The sequence below is a fragment of the Gordonia polyisoprenivorans NBRC 16320 = JCM 10675 genome, from assembly GCF_000241325.1.
GTDB classification, from domain to species: domain Bacteria; phylum Actinomycetota; class Actinomycetes; order Mycobacteriales; family Mycobacteriaceae; genus Gordonia; species Gordonia polyisoprenivorans.
This window is the reverse complement of sequence record NZ_BAEI01000092.1, coordinates 54,336-71,530: the sequence shown is the minus strand read 5'-3', so window position 1 is coordinate 71,530 and position 17,195 is coordinate 54,336. Positions and strand designations below refer to the sequence as shown.

Below are 17,195 nucleotides of genomic sequence, written 5' to 3'. Positions count from 1 at the left end.
CAGAAGCTTTCGTTCCCGACCCCTCGATCCGCCAACCCCTCTCGACCCAGGCAAGGACGCCACCCATGACCGCTCGCGAAGAGATGACCCTGACCTCGTCGGGCTACTACGTCTCGCAGGAAGCCCCCATCCGCTCCGACAATCCCGTCTCCACCCCGCAGTCCGCGCCGCCGGACATCCTGCGGTGCGCCTACATGGAGATCGTCGTCACCGACCTGGCCGCATCGCGTCAGTTCTATGTCGACATCCTCGGGCTCTATGTCACCGAGGAGGACGACGAGGCGATCTACCTGCGCTCCACCGAGGAGTTCATCCACCACAACCTCGTGCTCCGCAAGGGTCCGGTGGCCGCGGTGGCCGTCTTCTCCTACCGGGTACGCAGTCCCGAAGACCTCGACAAGGCGGTCGCGTTCTACACCGAGATCGGTTGCCGCGTGGAACGTCGGGCGCAGGGATTCGTCAAGGGCATCGGCGACTCGGTGCGCGTGGAGGATCCGCTCGGGTTCCCGTACGAGTTCTTCTACCAGACCGATCACGTCGAGCGGATGTCGTGGCGCTACGACCTGCACTGTCCGGGCGAGCTGGTGCGTCTGGACCACTTCAACCAGGTCACCCCCGATGTGCCACGCGCGGTCCGCCACTATCAGGATCTGGGCTTCCGGGTCACCGAGGACATCCAGGACGACAAGGGCACCGTGTACGCCGCGTGGATGCGACGCAAGCCGACGGTGCACGACACCGCCGCCACCGGTGGCGACGGACCGCGGATGCATCACGTCGCCTTCGCCACCCACGAGAAGCACAACATCCTGGCGATCTGCGACAAGCTCGGCGGCTTGCGCCGCTCCGACGCGATCGAACGCGGTCCCGGCCGCCACGGTGTGTCGAATGCGTTCTACCTCTACCTGCGCGACCCGGACGGTCATCGGGTGGAGATCTACACCCAGGACTACTACACCGGCGACCCCGACAACCCCGTCGTCACCTGGGATGTCCACGACAACCAGCGCCGCGACTTCTGGGGCAACCCGGTGGTGCCGAGCTGGTACACCGACGCCTCGCTGGTGCTCGACCTCGACGGCAACCCGCAGCCGGTGCTCACCCGCACCGACGACTCGGAGATGGCGGTGACCATCGGCGCCGACGGCTTCTCCTACACCCGCAAGGATGACGAGGGACAGATGCCCGAGTGGAAGCAGGGCGAGTACAAGCTGGGTGCACAGCTCTGATGCTGTCCGCCCAGACGATCACCGAGATCGCCGACGAACTCGCTGCCGCAGAACGGGATCGGACGACGATCCCATTGCTGACCGCACGCCACCCGGAGATGACCGTCGAGGATTCCTATGCGGTGCAGAACGAGTGGCGCCGGCGCGGGATCGCCGCCGGGCGTCGTCCAGTGGGACGCAAGATCGGCCTGACGAGCAAGGTGATGCAGGTCGCCACCGGTATCACCGAACCCGACTACGGCGCGATCTTCGACGACATGGTGTTCGAGAACGGCTCGGTGATCGATCACGGCCGGTTCTCCAACGTCCGTATCGAGGTGGAGTTGGCATTCGTGCTCGGGTCGGCGCTCGACGGCTCGAACGCGACGATCTTCGACGTGCTTCGGGCCACCGAATACGTGGTGCCGGCATTGGAGATCCTCAGCTCCCGCATCGAGATGGCGGGTCGCACCATCGTCGACACCATCAGCGACAACGCCGCCATGGGCGGCATGGTCTACGGCGGAAACCCCATCAAGCCGAACGAGATCGACCTGCGGTGGGTGTCGGCGCTGCTGTATCGCAACGAGACCATCGAGGAGTCCGGTGTGGCCGCCGCCGTGCTCAACCACCCGGCCACCGGCGTGGCGTGGCTCGCCGACAAGCTTGCCGCACATGGGGATCGGCTGGAGGCGGGGGAGATCGTGCTCGCCGGCTCGTTCACCCGTCCGATGTGGGTGCATGCCGGCGACACGGTGCTCGCCGACTACGGCCGGATGGGGACGGTGACATGCCGATTCAGCTGAGGCCGACCATGCGCGAGGCGCTCGACGCCGCCGATCGCGCGCTCTATGGCGGCTGGATCACCATCGGCTCACCGGTGGCCGCCGAGATCATGGCCGGTTCCGGCCTCGACTGGCTGCTGATCGACATGGAACACGCACCCAACGGCCTCGAATCGGTTCTCGCACAGCTGTATGCGGTGTCGGGATATCGGTGTACAACGATGGTGCGGGTACCAGTGGGCGACGCCGTCGTCATCAAACAGGTTCTCGATCTCGGTGCGCAGAACATCCTCGTACCGATGGTCTCCGACGCCGAGCAGGCTCGACAGATCGCCGCCGCCGCACAGTATCCGCCCGTCGGTCGGCGCGGTGTCGGCAGTGCCCTGGCACGGTCGGCCCGGTGGAATCGGGTGCCCGACTACCTCGCCGACGGCGCCGATCACGTGTCGGTGTTCGTGCAGATCGAGAGCATCGAGGCCGTCGAGCACGCCCGAGCGATCGCCGAGACACCGGGTATCGACGGTGTGTTCGTCGGTCCGAGCGATCTCGCGGCGTCGATGGGTCTGCTCGGCGCGCAAACCCATCCCGATGTCGTCGCCGCTGTGCACACGGCGTTCGACGGAGTGCGTGCCGCCGGAAAACCGTTCGGTGTCAACGCCTTCGTCGCCGACCAGGCCCGCGACTACGTCGCTGCGGGCGCGACGTTCGTGCTCGTCGGCGCCGACGCCGCGCTGCTGGCCCGCGGGTCGGAGGCGTTGGCCGCCGACTTCATCGGTGCCGACGAACCGCACCCCGTCAGTTATTGATCCCCAGACAGTTTTTGATTCGATCAGGAAAGAGAATCATCATGAGCACCACCTATGACAGCTTGCTGCACTCCGTCACCGACCCTGCCGGACGCGAGATCCTCGATCCCGCGACCGGTGAGGTCGTCGGCACGGTCGCCTTCGGTTCCGTCGCCGATCTCGATGCCGCCGTGACCCGTGCCCGGGCCGCACAACCGGCATGGGCGGCGCGCTCGGACGACGACCGGAAGGCGTTGCTGCTCAAGGCTGCCGACGCCATCGAGGAGGCCGCCGAGCCCCTCGCCGAACTCCTCTCGCGCGAGCAGGGCAAACCGCTGAACGGTCCCAACGCGCGCTTCGAGGTCGGTGCCTGCTCGGCGTGGCTGCGGGCCACCGCGGCCACCGCACTGCCGGGCGAGACGGTCGTCGACGACGAGGAGACTCACGCCGAATTGCGTTACCGCCCGGTGGGAGTCGTCGGTGCGATCGGCCCGTGGAACTGGCCGATGATGATCACCATCTGGCAGGTCGCCCCGGCCCTGCGGATGGGCAACACCGCCGTCGTCAAACCCTCGGAGTACACGCCGCTGTCGGTGCTCGCCCTGATCGAGGTCCTCAACGGCGTCCTGCCCGCCGACGTGCTCATCCCGGTCGCCGGCGAGGGTGAGGTCGGGGCCAGGCTGTCGTCTCATCCCGACATCGACAAGGTGATGTTCACCGGTTCGACTCGTACCGGTCAGGCGATCATCAAGAGTTCGGCCGACACCGTCAAACGCCTCACCCTCGAACTCGGCGGCAACGACGCCGGTATCGTGCTGCCCGACGTCGACGCGAAAGCCATTGCCCAGGACCTGTTCTGGGGATGTTTCATCAACACCGGCCAGACGTGCGCGGCACTCAAGCGGCTCTACGTGCACGCCGATGTCTACGACGACGTGTGTGCCGCGCTCGTCGAGGTCGCCGGGCAGATGCCGATGGGCCGCGGCCTCGACGAGAACAACGTGCTGGGTCCGCTGCAGAACCGCGCGCAGTTCGACATCGTCGCCCGGCTCGTCGAGGCAGCCAAGGAGTCCGGCGCCAAGGTGCTCACCGGCGGTGACCCCGACACCGACGCCCCCGGCCACTTCTACCCGCTGACCCTGGTCGCCGACATCGACAACGACAATCCGCTGGTGACCGAGGAGCAGTTCGGTCCGGCGCTGCCGATCATCCGCTACACCGACGTCGACGAGGTCGTCGCACTGGCCAACGGCCTCGATGTCGGGCTCGGCGCCTCGGTGTGGAGTGGTGATGCCGATGCCGCGCGAGCGATCGCGGGTCGTCTGGAGGCCGGCACCGTGTGGATCAACGGGCACGGCGGCGTGCACCCGATGATCCCGTTCGGCGGTGTCAAGAAGTCCGGGTACGGATTGGAGTTCGGCGTCGAGGGTCTCAAGGGTGTCTCGGTGCCGCAGGTGATCAACGGCTGAGCGTTCCGCGCCACACACCGGACAACGCCTTCGAGGTGTCCACCCGCTCGGCGCTCACCGGTACCGATGACGCACCATGGTGTGTCGAGCAAGAGGAGGTCGGTCCGGTGAGCGCACCCGCCCGTGTCGGGCACCCGATGGTGGTGTGGACGGTCGCGGTGACCGTCTACTTCATCGCCGTTTTGCATCGATCGTCGATGGCGGTCGCCGGTCTGCTCGCCGCCGACCGATTTCACATCTCGGCGTCGGCGTTGTCGACGTTCGTGGTGTTGCAGTTGCTGGTGTACGCGCTGATGCAGATCCCGGTCGGGCTCCTCGTCGACCGGTTCGGCCCGCGCCGAGTGCTGCTCACCGGCACCTTGATCCTGACGCTGGCGCAACTGAGTTTCGCCTTCGCCGACACCTACGTGTGGGCGCTCGGCTCACGGTTCTTCGTCGGGGTCGGCGACGCCATGACCTTCGTGTGCGTGCTGAGGTTGGTCACCTCGTGGTTCCCGGTGCGGCGCATCCCGCTGATGACGCAGTTGACCGGAGTACTCGGCCAACTCGGCGCGGTGGCGGCCGCGGTCCCGATGACCTGGGCGCTGTCGAATCTCGGGTGGACGCACGCCTACTTGGTGACCGCCGCCTGCGGTGCGGTGCTGCTGGTGATCGCGGCGATCGTGGTGCGCGACTCCCCGCAGGCGCGCACCACCTCCGGGCCATTGCTCGGGTTCGCCGGTATCCGTGCCACTCTCGCCGCGGCCTGGGGTCATCCAGGTACTCGGCTGGGATTCTGGATGCATTTCTCCACCCAGTTCAGTGCCACCGTCCTCGGATTGCTGTGGGGATTCCCGTTTTTCGTCGAGGGCGAGGGGCAGGGCGCGGGCGCGGCAGGCACCCTGCTGACGATCATGGTGTGCTCGATCATCGGCTTCGGACCGATCTTCGCCGCGCTGATCACGCGGCATCCCTGGCACCGGTCGACCCTGGTGCTGAGCGTCGTCGGCGCCATCGCCGGCATGTGGACGATTGTGCTCGCCTGGCCCGGTTCTGCGCCGTTCTGGCTGCTGATGCTTCTGGTCATCGTGTGCGGCATGGGTGGTCCGGCGTCGATGATCGGCTTCGATCTCGGCCGCACCTCCAATCCCGTCTCACGCGTCGGCAGCGCGACCGGGATCATCAACCAGGGCGGCTTCTTCGCGAGCCTGCTGCTGATGGCGATGATCGGCATCATCCTCGACTGGCGCACCCCCGACGGCGCGTCCGGCTATCCGCCCGAGGCGTTCACCGCGGCGATGTCGGCGCAGTACCTGCTGTGGGGCGTCGGCGCCCTGCAGATCTGGCGATACCGTCGCAAGGGTCGGGCGCATCTGCTGCGCGAGGATCCGGTGGTGTGGTCGGAGCAATCCGGGCGGCCGCTGCCGGAGGCATGAGGCGGGTCGCGCCCTCCCGACCGACACCGCGACGGACACCGACACATCCGCACCGACGGGAATCGCCCCGCGGACGTGGTGTCCGCGGGGCGATCTCGTCTTCAATGCCGGCCGTGGGGGTCATCGGCCGGTGCGACTCATTTCAGTTCGGCGCTGCTCTTCCCGAGCACCCGGCGGGCGATGATGAGTTGCTGGATCTGCTGGGTGCCCTCGAAGATGTCAAGGATCTTCGAGTCGCGGGCCCACTTCTCGAGCAGCAGGCGTTCGGAATAGCCCGGCGTACCGGCCAATTCGACGGCCTTGTTGGTGACGTCGGTACCCGTGCGGCCGGCCTTGGCCTTGGCCATCGAGGCCTCCAGCGAGTTGGGCTGCTTGTTGTCGGCCATCCAGCACGCCCGCATGGTCAGCAGATACGCTGCCTCCCAATCGGATTCCATTCGGATGAATTCGGCTGCGGCGGCATGCTGATCGGCGGCGGGACGATCGTAATCGATCTCGATGCCCGCGTCTTCGAGGATGCGACGCAGCTCTTCGAGTGCGGCCCGCGCCACCCCGACGGCCATTCCCGCGACGAGGGGCCGCGTGTTGTCGAAGGTCTGCATGACCCCGCCGAAGCCCTTCTTGGTGTCGACCTCGGGGCTGCCGAGCAGGTTCTCCTTGGGGATGCGGCAGTTCTCGAACCGGATCACCGCGGTGTCGGAGACGCGGATGCCCAGCTTGTGCTCCAACCGGACCACCTCGACACCGGGATGTTCGCGCGGCACCACGAAGCTCTTGATCGCGGCGCGGCCGAGGCTCTTGTCGACGGTCGCCCACACCACGATGTGGCTCGCGCGTGAGCCCGCGGTGACGAAGATCTTCTCGCCGTTGATGACGTACTCGTCGCCGTCGAGGGTGGCGGTGGTGGTGACTGCGGCCGAGTCCGAGCCGAAGCTGGGCTCGGTGATGGCCATCGCCGCCCACACCTTGCCGAAGCGCTCGAGCTGCTCGTCGGTCGCGACCGCGGCGATCGCCGAATTGCCCAGTCCCTGATAGGGAATCGACAACATGAGGCCGACGTCGCCCCAGGAGGTCTCCATCACGTTGACCACCGACTGCATGTTGCCGCCGTTGACCACGACGCCCTCGGGACGCTCCTTGCCCTTGTCCTTGCTCCGGCCGGCATCGGCGCCTGCACCGGCCTGGCCGGTCTCGGCCAGACCGTCGTACAGGCTCGCCAGGGTGTCGAGCTCGACCGGGTAATCATGTTCGCGCAGATCGTATTTGCGTGAGATGGGCCGGAAGATCTCCGCCGCGGCCTGATGGGCCTGATCGATGGTGACGCCGAGCTTCTTCGGCAGTTCCAGATTGATGCTCATGACTGTGTCCTCGATTCCCGGGTCGCCTTACAGGACGACGATGCCCTCGCCGATACCCGCGCCACGCAGGTCGCGGTACCAACGCTCGACCGGATGTTCCTTGGTGAAGCCGTGGCCGCCGAGTAGCTGGATGCCGTCGAGACCGATCTGCAGGCCCTTGTCGATGGTGAGCTTGCGGGCCAGGGCGGCCTCGCGGGCGAACGACAGGCCCTGCTCGGCGCGCGAGGCGCCGCGCAGGGTGACCAGACGGATGCCGTCGAGCTCGGTGGCGATGGTGGCGACCATGAAGGCCACCGCCTGGCGGTTGGAGATCGGCTCGCCGAACGCCTCACGCTCGTTGACATAGGGGATGACGTAGTCGAGGACGGCCCGACCGGTTCCGGCGGCCAGCGCCGACCAGCCCAGACGCGACAACCGCACCACATCGCGATACGCCGCGAAGGCGGCATCGGGTGAACCTTCGCCGAGCAGCGCCGACTCCGGCACGGCGACGTCCTGCAGCAGCAGTCGACCCATGCCTGCGGCGCGCACACCCATGCCGGGGTCGGCCTCGACGATCAGGCCCTTGGAATCGGATTCGACGATGAACAGTGCGGGCCGGCCGTCGAGTTGCGCGCCGACGATGAACAGTTCGGACGACCCCGCGGCCGGTACGAACGACTTCACGCCGTTGAGCCGGTAGCCGCTGGGTACGCGGGTTGCCTTGGTCTGCAACGAGGATGCGTCGAACAGCGGGCGCGGTTCGGCGATCACGACCGCGGACTGCGGGACGTTCTCACCGGCGAAGTCGGGCAGGTAGGTCTTCTGCTGGCCGTCGCTGCCGAAGTTGGTCAGCGTGGTGGCCACACCGCTCGGGGCGAGCAGCGGCAGCGCGAGACCCATGTCGCCGTAGGCCATCGCCTCGGCGACCAACGCGTTGGTCACGACCCCGCGTTCGGTGGCCGCGCCGTCGAGTTCCTCGGGAACGTTGATCATGGTGATGCCGAGTTCCGCGGAGCGCTTGACGATCTCCTCCGGCGCGGTGGCCGCGGCGTCGGCGTCGTAGGCGGCCGGACGCAGGATCTCGGTGGCGAACTCCTTGACCGTCTCGGCGATCATCTGCTGTTCGTCGTCGGGCGTGAGATTGAAGTAGCCCTTGGGCGTGGTCGTCAGCCGTTTGGCCGGACCCGACCCACCCTGCACCTTCGAGAAGGCGCGGTTGGCGGCGCCGAGGGTCTGGAACCCGGTCTTGGTCGCCTGGTACGCAATCCGGTTGATGGGTTCACGGATCTGGTACTTCTCGGCGAACTCCGAGCCCGTGACCGTGGTCAGCACGCGCATCGCGGTACCGATGAAGTTGCGGGGATGACGGGTCTTCCCGACGGCGGAGGTGTCGCGGGGTTCGGTGTGAGTAGACATGTTCACCATTTCTCGCAGTGGTTGACTGGGTGGGGCGTTACGGCTCCGGGATACCTTACCCGGCGGTAAGAATCGATCTTACTCATGGGTAAGAAGAAAGTCACGTGTTTGTACGCCGGGACTCGTTCGCCGGCCGCGCGTGCCGGGGCGAACAGGGGTTATGAAGCGGTTCGCTGACACATGAGGCCGCCGGGAGCACAGTGGAGGCATGCAACTCACGCACTTCGGTCATTCGTGTCTGCTGGTCGAACTCGATGGGGCGAAGATCCTGTTCGATCCGGGAAACTTCTCCCACGGTTTCGAGGGCATCACCGGACTCGACGCGATCCTGATCACCCACCAACATCCCGATCACTGTGACCCTGCGCGGCTGCCGGATCTCATCGCGGCCAATCCACACGCCCTCCGATACGCCGATCCGCAGACGGCCCGGCAACTCAATGACGCCGACTCGGCGGGAGAGTGGACCCCGGCGCACCCCGGGCAGCAGGTGGACATCGGCGCGGTCACCGCCCGGATGACCGGCGGCCGGCATGCGGTCATCCATCCGGAGATCCCGGTCGTCGACAACGTCGCCTACGTCCTCGACTCGTCGCAGGGCGCCGGGCGGTTCATGCACCCGGGCGACTCGTTCTACATCCCGTTCGAGAAGGTCGACGTCCTCGCGCTGCCGTCGGCGGCGCCCTGGATGAAACTCAGTGAGTCCGTGGATTACCTGCGTGCCATGGCGCCACGCGTCGCGGTGCCCATCCACCAGGCCATCCTGTCCGACGCGGGGACCGGCATCCACTACTCACGATTGAGCGAGATGAAGGACGCGGCAACCGAATTCGCCGTACTCGACCAGGAATCCGCGGCCGAGTTCTGAAAGAGGCCTCCGGTTCGGAACAGTTACAGGGAGACTGCTCGAACATTCGTGGCTGGTTCTGGCGCGTGGTTGCGTTGTGCTGGCCGGCTGGGATCAGCATCGCCGGCGGTTGTTTACGGCTCCCGGGTGCAAACCTCGTCCACCGGGCACGGGGACGCCGGCCTCAGGTCTGCAGACCGGCCAGTGCTCCGAGACGTTTAGCCTCGGGGAGAAACCCCCGCCGAGCCAGGAAACGCGCAGCCAGGCGTACATGTCGGCGTACCGCTGCCGGTTCGGTCGCAGATTCCAGCGGCAGGAGCGACGCATCGACCCCATGACGGATCGATGCGACGCCGATCCGGTTCTGTACGGACTGGGTGTACTCCTGTGACAGTGCCAAGTCGGTGAGCGTCTCAGCGATCAGCGGCAGGTCGTCGGCGTCGGCGAGACCGATGATGCGGTGAGCAGCGCCGATGGCGGCCTCGACATTGTAGGAATCGCGGACCAGTGAACACGCCCCCCGTAGCAGGTCTGCCCGCTCGGGCATCGCGGCCGGGAGTTCGGTGACAACCTCGGCAAAGTGGAACGGGCTGGCCGAGTGGTGTCGCTTGCCCTGTGCGGTATCCACAGCCTCGGCGATACGCCCGATGCCCTGCCGGGTGTGACCTGCGCGGACAAGTCCCAGACCTGCGACGGCATCGACGAGCGCCGCATCGCCTGGGTCCCTGTTGCCGAAAATGAACCGAAGCCCGGTCAGCGCAGAGTCCAATTCCGGGTAATGCTCTACCGTCGATGCTCCGAATCTCATCAGTGCGGCGACGAGATTCTCAGCTCGGACGCCCCGGCCTCGGAGTGCCTCGATCAAGGCTGCTGCGCGGCTCGCGGTCCACTGGGCCGGTTCGGCGTCCATGCGCGCGGCGATGTCGATGGCCAGATCGGCGGCACCGCAGCCGCGGTAGGGCACATTCGGCAGCGCGGCGGCAGCGGTGAGCGCGCGGTCGACGTCGCCACAGGCGAGCGCGATGGCGCCGATGTAGTACTTATGTAAGGCGCGATCGGCCTTGTCGCGCCCTCCGGCGTTCCATGAGCTCTTGCACTTGTTCAGGGCGCGGTTCACCGTCTTGAACTCTGCCGAATCCGACGCCCTCGCAACTTCGAGGAGAGCACTCAAATGAAGCTTCTCCGGAGATTGACCGCCGAGATCGTCAGGACCGACGCCGCGGATCAGCGCCAGTGCATCATCGAGCCGGCCGCGGCGGGCGAGTTCGGCAGCGACCGGACCCAGACACTCGGGCCGCACGGACTGCGGCTGTTGGGAACCCAGGTCGGCGATGTAGGCGACCGCGGCCGCCGCAAGCAGGGGTCGTTCGGCGTCGTCGAAAACCGATCCCCATTCGCGGAATCGGCGCACGGAGGCCTCGTCGTCGTCATCTCGGTGGAGTGCGTCGAGAATACGAAGCGTCTCGACGATCCGGGTCGTCCGAAACACGGGGCCCGCGGCCGCCCTGGCCAATGAGGGTAGCGAGGCGTCCTCATGAGATCCCAATGCCGCGGTTGCGCGCAGCAGGCCCGTTTCGAGTTCTGGATCGCCGATCTGCTCGACGATATCGGCGAGCTCAATCGCGGCGGGTGGCGCCGACTGGCCAGATTCTGTTCTTTCGGTCGCCAGTCCGTGCATCAGAGCTGCGACCACGAACGCCCGTTGGTGTTCGATGTCGAGATCTTCCAGGGGGATGCTGTAGGCGCCGGGGCCGAGCTCGCCCGCGGCCATGAGGGAGTCCAGAATGCGCACCGCGGTGTCCTGGTCACCACCGGCCGCCAGGCTGCGCGCCCAATTGGTCCGATCCGCCGGAGTGACGACATCGGCTGCTGCGTAGCCGGAGTCGAGCGCGACTGTCAGCGACTCCAGCGCACCTTCGCTGTCATGGTCGTCGAACCGTCCGAGTGCTCGTGCTGTTGCCGCCTCGAGGCGGCGTTCATCGGTTCGCTCGATGATGATGTCGTCGATGGTGGGGACTTGATGCAGCGCACGGATCCGCTCGGGTTGTCCCACCCCCGATTCGATGGCAGCCAACACGGGTTCCTTGTTGTTGAAATCCCAGAGGATCTCCGCCAGCGAGCGGGCGTGATCGAGCCAGCCGGCCCGCACGCAGGCCTGCGCCCCGAAGGCGAGCCCGTAGGACCGGACGTCCCGCGGTACACGATCGTCGCCCCACAGTTTCATCGCGGCGATGGTCGTGAGCACGGAGTCGTCATCGGGCCGCAGGCCTGCACGAACATACTCGGCCAGCGCGCTCGAGAGGGCTTCGGCTTCCTCTCGACCATCCTGGATGACGCCGAAGCCTTTGGCGTCACGAATGGCATCGTCCGCGGTCAGGTGGCCTCGTATGACGAGTAGCGCTGCGGCCGTGGCCTTTTCTTGCTTGGCATACTCGGGGATGTAACTGTGAAGCAGCGCAGCTGCCGGCACATCGTCGCGATTCAGCCGGTCCCGCATGCCGGCGAGCAATGCCAGACCGGCCGAGCGGCCGTGGGACCGGGCGCACACCGCGGCGAGTACGGATGCATCCAGGTCGGTGGCGGATTCGGCCCAGCGCATCATCGTCACCATCTCGCAGCAATCGAACCAGTCGAGTGCTTCGGGTTTCACCGTCAGTGACTCATCGAGCGACTCAGCGGTCGCGACCAACACCGCGGGGAAGACGAGCCCCAAGACGATCGTCGCGGCAAATCGGGGATGCTCGGGCAACACACCGAGGGCGGCTGCAGCTCTGACACCGTCACCGTCACGGGCGGCCTCGATGGCTGCACGCCAGCCGCGCAGCACGGAACTCTCGGAACGTTCGGTGATACCCGCGAGTGCTCGCTCGCAGCGATGCACGACTTCGGTCGCCTGCGTGTCGGTCAAAGATACTGGCATCCGTGGCCTCTTGTAGTTCGCAAGTGCACCATCGGCGCAACACGTTGATCCTGAGCGTGGAAGAGTATCTCACGGACGCCTCGAATCGAACGACGGTACCAATTCGACTGGGCAACCCCGGCCTGCCGCACGAACCGAGCCTGCGTCCGCCGCTGCCGTAGCCACCCCCACCGAGAACGCAGCCCAGATTCCCGATACACGGGAACCCGGCCCGCGAGAAGGTATTTGGCGCCGCCCCGTGTGGGGACCGCAACGTCGCCGAACGGTCAGGCGCATGGTCAAAGCAGTGGCGAGGACTGGCTCCCGCTACGACAAACTCGCCATCACCTACCGAGCCGGGGGCCGGCCTGGACGGCATCCTGAACGTGCACAGCCGGTGGGAGACACGCTCAGGCCGGTGGGGCGAAGAACTCCAGTGCGATGTTGTCGGGGTCGCGGAAGGAGATGCCCGACCCGTACGCCGCGTGCTTGATGCCGCCGTGGGCGATGCCGAGCTCGTCGAGCCGGGTGCGCCACCGCTCGAGGTCGTCCTGTCCGACCGCGAACGCGACGTGGTCGAGTCCGGTGCGCTTCTCGCTGAACACCTCCGACGGCGTCGAGTCGGTGTGGGTGTGCAGACCGAACAGCGTGCCGCCGTCGAGGGCGTAGACGGCGTGGTGGAACGCGCCGGACTCCTCGTCCTCCTCGAGGACGGGCTCGGCGCCGAACAGGCGGCTGTACCAGGACCGGCTGATCTCGAGGTCGGCGACGGTGATCGCAACGTGGGTGAGGGCGGGGAAGCCGGGCATGGAGAACTCCTGACGTCGGTGCGGGTCTCCTGTCGACGCTAGGTCGAACAGTGGGGTCCCCGAAGCACTTTCGTCGGCAACTCGTCGACTGGACAGGTGCGTCCGACCCGCCCGGGTCCGTCTCAGTCCGCGGCGAGCGCGGTGAGTACCGCGTCGTGCAGCAGTCCGTTGCTGGCCACCGCGTTGCCACCCCGGGGGCCGGGCGTCCCGTCGAGCGAGGTGAAGCGCCCACCGGCCTCCCGGACGAGGATGTCGAGGGCCGCGAGATCCCACAGCGAGACCTCCGGCTCGGCAGTGATGTCGACCGCGCCCTCGGCAACGAGGCAGTAGTTGTAGAAGTCACCGTATCCGCGCACCCGCCACACCTCGTCGGTGAGCGCGATGAACTTGTCGCGGATACCTGCCTGCGCCCACCCGGACAGACTGGAGAACGCCAGGCTCGCCGAGGCCACGTCGGCGACGCCCGACACCGACAACGACCGGGTGCGGCCGTCGAACTCCGCGAACGCGCCCTGGCCCTGTGCTGCCCACCAACGCCGACGCAATGCGGGCGCCGAGACCACCCCGACCGTCGGAACACCGTCGACGAGCAGTGCGATCAACGTTGCCCACACCGGTACCCCGCGCACGAAGTTCTTGGTCCCGTCGATCGGGTCGATCACCCACTGGCGTCCCGATCTCGTCGGCTCGCCGCCGAACTCCTCGCCGAGTACGACGTCGCCGGGACGTCGGCGCGACAGGTGCGCGCGGATCATCTCCTCGCAGGCCAGGTCGGCGTCGGAGACCGGGGTGAGGTCGGGTTTCTGCGACACCTGCAGGTCCAGCGCCCCGAAACGCGCCATGGTGAGGTCGTCGGCGGCGATCGCCAGCGACAGCGCGATACCGAGGTCGGAATCGTCGGATTCGGGAATGGGGTGGGAGGTCACGCGCGAAAGCCTAACGCGGAGGCCGGGCCCGGTAGGGTGACCGTCATGTGGATCACCGTGACGATCGCCATCCTCCTGGCGGTCATGGCCGTCGCGATGATCATGCAGATGCGTGGCCGCCGGGTCGGCGGCATCGGAGGCGGCGCCCGCGGCGGCGCCGGCCTGGTGCAGGGAACGATGACCCTCACCGGGGTCAGCGAGCGTCCGGAGGCCGACAGCAAGGGCGAGGCGTTCTGCACCGTCTCGGGCACCATCGTCGGTCCCGGCACCCGACCGGCCGAGGTCTACGGGACGATGGTGCTCGAACAAGGCCAACCGTGGCCGCAGATCGGCTCCGAGCACCCGGTGGTCTACAAGCCGGGCAAGGCCGAGACCAGTTGGCATTTCGGTGAACTCCCGCCGCAGTCGCAGGTCCCGGGGGAGATGCCGCCGCCGACGTCCTGACGGCGCGTCCCAGCCGGTACCCTGAATAACCGTGCATCCCGACGTGACCGCAGATCTCGAATCCCTCGACACCACCCTCACCACCGTGGAGAAGGTGCTCGACGTCGACGAACTGCGCCGTCGGATCGAAGAGCTCGAGATGCAGGCTTCCGACCCCGAGTTGTGGAACGACCAGGAGCACGCGCAGAAGGTCACCAGCGAGCTCTCCCACGCCCAGTCGGAGTTGCGACGGGTCACCGAATTGCGTCAGCGACTCGAGGACATGCCGGTGCTCTACGAGCTCGCCGAGTCCGAGGAGGGTGAGGAACGGACCAGCGCGCTGGCCGACGCCGACGCCGAACGGGCCTCGCTCCGGACCGACATCGCCGCGATGGAGGTCAAGACCATGCTCGCCGGCGAGTACGACGCGCGTGACGCACTGGTCAACATCCGATCCGGTGCCGGTGGCGTCGACGCCGCGGACTGGGCCCAGATGTTGATGCGGATGTATGTGCGGTGGGCCGAGCAGCACGGCTACGGCGTCGAGGTCTACGACACGTCCTACGCCGAGGAGGCGGGCCTGAAGTCGGCGACCTTCGCCGTCAAGGCCCCCTACATGTACGGCACCCTCTCGGTCGAGCAGGGCACCCATCGCCTGGTTCGCATCAGCCCTTTCGACAACCAGGGTCGCAGGCAGACTTCCTTCGCCGAGGTCGAGGTGCTGCCCGTGGTGGAGACCACCGACCACATCGACATCGACGAGAACGAACTGAAGGTCGACGTCTACCGCTCCTCGGGCCCCGGCGGCCAGTCGGTCAACACCACCGACTCCGCGGTGCGTCTGACGCACCTGCCCACCGGCATCGTCGTCACCTGCCAGAACGAGAAGAGTCAGTTGCAGAACAAGGCCTCGGCGATGCGGGTGCTGCAGGCCAAACTCCTCGAACGCAAGCGTCAGGAGGAGCGCGCCGAACTCGATGCGCTCAAGGGCGACGGCGGATCGAGCTGGGGCAACCAGATGCGTTCCTACGTCCTGCACCCGTATCAGATGGTGAAGGACCTTCGGACCAACGTCGAGAGCAACAACCCGACCGCCATCCTCGACGGCGACATCGACCAGTTCATCGAGGCGGGCATCCGCTGGCGAATGGCCGATGTCGACGCCTGAGTTGCTCGCGGCGGCGAGTCCGCATCACGTCCTTGCTGCGACCAGTCCGCAGAACGCGACCGAGCAGCTCATCGGGTCCATCTACGTCTGGCTGGTCACCAACGGGCTGCAGATGGTCACGTGGGTCCTCGGCGGACTCATCGTCATCCGTCTCATCCGATGGTCGGCGGCCAAGTACGCCGCGCGCGTCGACAGCAGCTTCCACAACAGCGACCTGATCGTCCAGACCGAGGACACCAAACATCGTCGGGCCCTGGTCGACGTGGTCGCGTGGGTGCTGATCGTCGTGGTCATCGCGATTGTGCTGATCCGCTTCCTGGTGATCCTCAACGTGCCCATCACCGGCCTGACCGGCCCGGGTGCGGTGATCGGTGCAGCCCTCGGCTTCGGTGCGCAGCGCGTGGTGCAGGACATCCTGGCAGGGTTCTTCGTGGTCGCCGAGAAGCAATACGGGTACGGCGACGTGGTGAGTCTGATGGTCACCGGCGGCCAGAACGCCGACGGCACCGTCGAGGACGTCACCCTGCGCGTGACCAAACTGCGCACCAGCGAGGGCGAGGTCATCACCGTGCCCAACGGCCAGATCATCAAGGCCACCAACCTGTCCAAGGACTGGGCGCGGGCGGTGGTGGACGTCCCGGTGCCGGCCAAGGCCGACATCGGACTCGTCAACGAAACCCTCGACCGGGTGGGCCGCGAGTTCTACGCGACCGCGCGTTGGCACGACCTGCTCCTCGACACACCGTCGTCACTCGGGGTCACCGACCTCGAACTGGACGCGATCACCGTCCGCATCGTCGCGCGGACGCTGCCCGGCAAACAGTTCGAGGTGAGCCGGGCGCTGCGCGTGTCGATCGTGCGCGCTCTCGCCGCCGAGGGCATCACCGTCGCCGCCGGGCATGACGCCCAGTCCGGTGCCGCCCCGCCGGCGACACTCGCCGACACCGTGAGCGCACCCGGCACCGACGGCCGTACCGACCGGGACGGGGGAGCCTGATGGCCGATCGAGAACTGCCCGGCGACAAGACGCCCGAGAACACGCCACCAGGTAAGACGCCTGGTGAATCGACGCCCGCCCGTGAGGGCGAGCCCCGCCACCTGTTGCCGGACGACGCCGCGCGGCCCGCGGTGACGCCCGCCACGACACCACCCGTCACGCCGGCTGCGACCAGGCGTACCCATGCCCCAGTCGACCCCATCGTCGACACCGACCAGATCCCGATCGTCACCGACGACGACGCCGAGTCCGACACCGGTGCCCGCCCGGTCACCGATCCCACGCCCGCGACGTCGCATCGCCGTGGCTGGCGCGACCGGAACTGGAAGCACATCAAGGGCACCCGCGTGCGCTCCGGCACGGCGATCCTGGTGGTCCTGTTCGTGGCGTGCTGGGTGATGTACGGGTACACATCGCAGCGCTACGCCCCGCCGGAGCAGCCGTCCACCGGCCGGCAGGTGGTGCGCACGAGCGAGCCGACCTATCGGGAACCGACGACCAGCTATTCGTCGACGACCTCGTCGTCGGTGTCGTCGTCGGACTCGGGCGAGTCGTCGGTGCAGTCCGGTGCGCCCGGTGCGCCCGGTGCCGGGGAGGAGTCGTCGACGGGACAGTCCTCGGCGCCGAGCGGTGGTCTCATCCCCGGCTTCCGGCTGCCCTGGGAGACCACGACCACCACCACCGTGCCGACGCGCTGAGACGCGCGAC

Annotated in this window: 15 protein-coding genes; 10 read left to right on the top strand and 5 right to left on the bottom strand. The window is 67.2% G+C overall.

Annotation, left to right across the window (positions count from 1 at the left end):
- Nucleotides 1-65: 65 nt before the first annotated feature.
- The 5 genes from hpaD (at nt 66) to GOPIP_RS26140 (ending at nt 5,662) form a co-directional block, all read left to right on the top strand.
- Nucleotides 66-1,229 (top strand): 3,4-dihydroxyphenylacetate 2,3-dioxygenase, encoded by a 1,164-nt coding sequence (gene hpaD / locus GOPIP_RS26160; RefSeq protein ID WP_006372888.1) that lies wholly within the window; start codon nt 66-68, stop codon nt 1,227-1,229.
- Nucleotides 1,229-2,014, top strand: coding sequence for a 2-oxo-hept-4-ene-1,7-dioate hydratase (gene hpaH, locus GOPIP_RS26155; RefSeq protein ID WP_006372887.1), 786 nt, complete (start codon nt 1,229-1,231; stop codon nt 2,012-2,014). Before hpaD ends, hpaH begins: the two co-directional genes overlap by 1 nt.
- A complete protein-coding gene (locus GOPIP_RS26150; protein WP_035728892.1) occupies nt 1,999-2,799 on the top strand; it encodes an HpcH/HpaI aldolase family protein in 801 nt (266 codons plus the stop codon). The genes hpaH and GOPIP_RS26150 overlap by 16 nt, the downstream gene beginning before the upstream one ends.
- A 41-nt stretch (nt 2,800-2,840) precedes the next feature.
- Nucleotides 2,841-4,247, top strand: a complete 1,407-nt coding sequence (locus tag GOPIP_RS26145; protein ID WP_006372885.1) for an aldehyde dehydrogenase family protein — start codon at nt 2,841-2,843, stop codon at nt 4,245-4,247.
- A 107-nt stretch (nt 4,248-4,354) separates the two neighbouring features.
- A complete protein-coding gene (locus tag GOPIP_RS26140; RefSeq protein WP_035728896.1) occupies nt 4,355-5,662 on the top strand; it encodes an MFS transporter in 1,308 nt (435 codons plus the stop codon).
- Between the two features lie 137 nt (nt 5,663-5,799).
- Here GOPIP_RS26140 and GOPIP_RS26135 read toward each other — a convergent pair whose 3' ends face one another.
- Both GOPIP_RS26135 and GOPIP_RS26130 read right to left on the bottom strand, forming a co-directional pair.
- The gene (locus GOPIP_RS26135) at nt 5,800-7,020 is read right to left on the bottom strand and encodes an acyl-CoA dehydrogenase family protein (protein ID WP_006372883.1); all 1,221 of its coding nucleotides are present in this window, start codon (nt 7,018-7,020) and stop codon (nt 5,800-5,802) included.
- Between the two features lie 27 nt (nt 7,021-7,047).
- Nucleotides 7,048-8,418, bottom strand: coding sequence for an acyl-CoA dehydrogenase family protein (locus GOPIP_RS26130; protein ID WP_006372882.1), 1,371 nt, complete (start codon nt 8,416-8,418; stop codon nt 7,048-7,050).
- Nucleotides 8,419-8,626: 208 nt separating this feature from the next.
- On the opposite strand from GOPIP_RS26130, the gene GOPIP_RS26125 reads away from it, so the two are divergent.
- On the top strand, nt 8,627-9,286 hold the full coding sequence (locus GOPIP_RS26125; RefSeq protein WP_006372881.1) for an MBL fold metallo-hydrolase: 660 nt from the start codon (nt 8,627-8,629) through the stop codon (nt 9,284-9,286).
- A 163-nt stretch (nt 9,287-9,449) separates the two neighbouring features.
- On the opposite strand, the gene GOPIP_RS26120 is transcribed toward GOPIP_RS26125, so the two are convergent.
- From GOPIP_RS26120 to hisN, 3 genes are all read right to left on the bottom strand, one after another.
- Complete coding sequence (locus tag GOPIP_RS26120) at nt 9,450-12,185, bottom strand: hypothetical protein (protein ID WP_006372880.1); 2,736 nt, start codon at nt 12,183-12,185, stop codon at nt 9,450-9,452.
- 389 nt (nt 12,186-12,574) lie between these two features.
- A complete protein-coding gene (locus tag GOPIP_RS26115; RefSeq protein ID WP_006372879.1) occupies nt 12,575-12,973 on the bottom strand; it encodes a VOC family protein in 399 nt (132 codons plus the stop codon).
- Nucleotides 12,974-13,095: 122 nt separating this feature from the next.
- The gene (hisN, locus tag GOPIP_RS26110; protein ID WP_006372878.1) at nt 13,096-13,899 is read right to left on the bottom strand and encodes a histidinol-phosphatase; all 804 of its coding nucleotides are present in this window, start codon (nt 13,897-13,899) and stop codon (nt 13,096-13,098) included.
- A 45-nt stretch (nt 13,900-13,944) separates the two neighbouring features.
- Here hisN and GOPIP_RS26105 point away from each other — a divergent pair, with 45 nt between their 5' ends.
- Genes GOPIP_RS26105 through GOPIP_RS26090 form a run of 4 tightly spaced genes read left to right on the top strand, consistent with a single transcriptional unit; the run spans nt 13,945 to nt 17,185 of the window.
- Nucleotides 13,945-14,343, top strand: a complete 399-nt coding sequence (locus GOPIP_RS26105; RefSeq protein ID WP_006372877.1) for a hypothetical protein — start codon at nt 13,945-13,947, stop codon at nt 14,341-14,343.
- Nucleotides 14,344-14,374: 31 nt separating this feature from the next.
- The gene (gene prfB, locus GOPIP_RS26100; protein WP_006372876.1) at nt 14,375-15,490 is read left to right on the top strand and encodes a peptide chain release factor 2; all 1,116 of its coding nucleotides are present in this window, start codon (nt 14,375-14,377) and stop codon (nt 15,488-15,490) included.
- Entirely contained in the window at nt 15,477-16,487 is a 1,011-nt protein-coding gene (locus tag GOPIP_RS26095; RefSeq protein ID WP_006372875.1) for a mechanosensitive ion channel family protein, read from the top strand. Before prfB ends, GOPIP_RS26095 begins: the two co-directional genes overlap by 14 nt.
- Nucleotides 16,487-17,185 (top strand): hypothetical protein, encoded by a 699-nt coding sequence (locus GOPIP_RS26090; protein ID WP_006372874.1) that lies wholly within the window; start codon nt 16,487-16,489, stop codon nt 17,183-17,185. Before GOPIP_RS26095 ends, GOPIP_RS26090 begins: the two co-directional genes overlap by 1 nt.
- The last annotated feature ends 10 nt before the right edge of the window (nt 17,186-17,195 follow it).

Excerpts from the sequence above, each read along its gene's own strand:
- hpaD (WP_006372888.1), top strand. The coding sequence starts at position 66 with ATGACCGCTCGCGAAGAGATGACCCTGACCTCGTCGGGCTACTACGTC.
- hpaH (WP_006372887.1), top strand. The coding sequence starts at position 1,229 with ATGCTGTCCGCCCAGACGATCACCGAGATCGCCGACGAACTCGCTGCC.
- GOPIP_RS26150 (WP_035728892.1), top strand. The coding sequence starts at position 1,999 with ATGCCGATTCAGCTGAGGCCGACCATGCGCGAGGCGCTCGACGCCGCC.
- GOPIP_RS26145 (WP_006372885.1), top strand. The coding sequence starts at position 2,841 with ATGAGCACCACCTATGACAGCTTGCTGCACTCCGTCACCGACCCTGCC.
- GOPIP_RS26135 (WP_006372883.1), bottom strand. The coding sequence starts at position 7,020 with ATGAGCATCAATCTGGAACTGCCGAAGAAGCTCGGCGTCACCATCGAT.
- GOPIP_RS26130 (WP_006372882.1), bottom strand. The coding sequence starts at position 8,418 with ATGTCTACTCACACCGAACCCCGCGACACCTCCGCCGTCGGGAAGACC.
- GOPIP_RS26125 (WP_006372881.1), top strand. The coding sequence starts at position 8,627 with ATGCAACTCACGCACTTCGGTCATTCGTGTCTGCTGGTCGAACTCGAT.
- GOPIP_RS26120 (WP_006372880.1), bottom strand. The coding sequence starts at position 12,185 with ATGCCAGTATCTTTGACCGACACGCAGGCGACCGAAGTCGTGCATCGC.
- GOPIP_RS26115 (WP_006372879.1), bottom strand. The coding sequence starts at position 12,973 with ATGCCCGGCTTCCCCGCCCTCACCCACGTTGCGATCACCGTCGCCGAC.
- GOPIP_RS26105 (WP_006372877.1), top strand. The coding sequence starts at position 13,945 with ATGTGGATCACCGTGACGATCGCCATCCTCCTGGCGGTCATGGCCGTC.
- GOPIP_RS26095 (WP_006372875.1), top strand. The coding sequence starts at position 15,477 with ATGTCGACGCCTGAGTTGCTCGCGGCGGCGAGTCCGCATCACGTCCTT.
- GOPIP_RS26090 (WP_006372874.1), top strand. The coding sequence starts at position 16,487 with ATGGCCGATCGAGAACTGCCCGGCGACAAGACGCCCGAGAACACGCCA.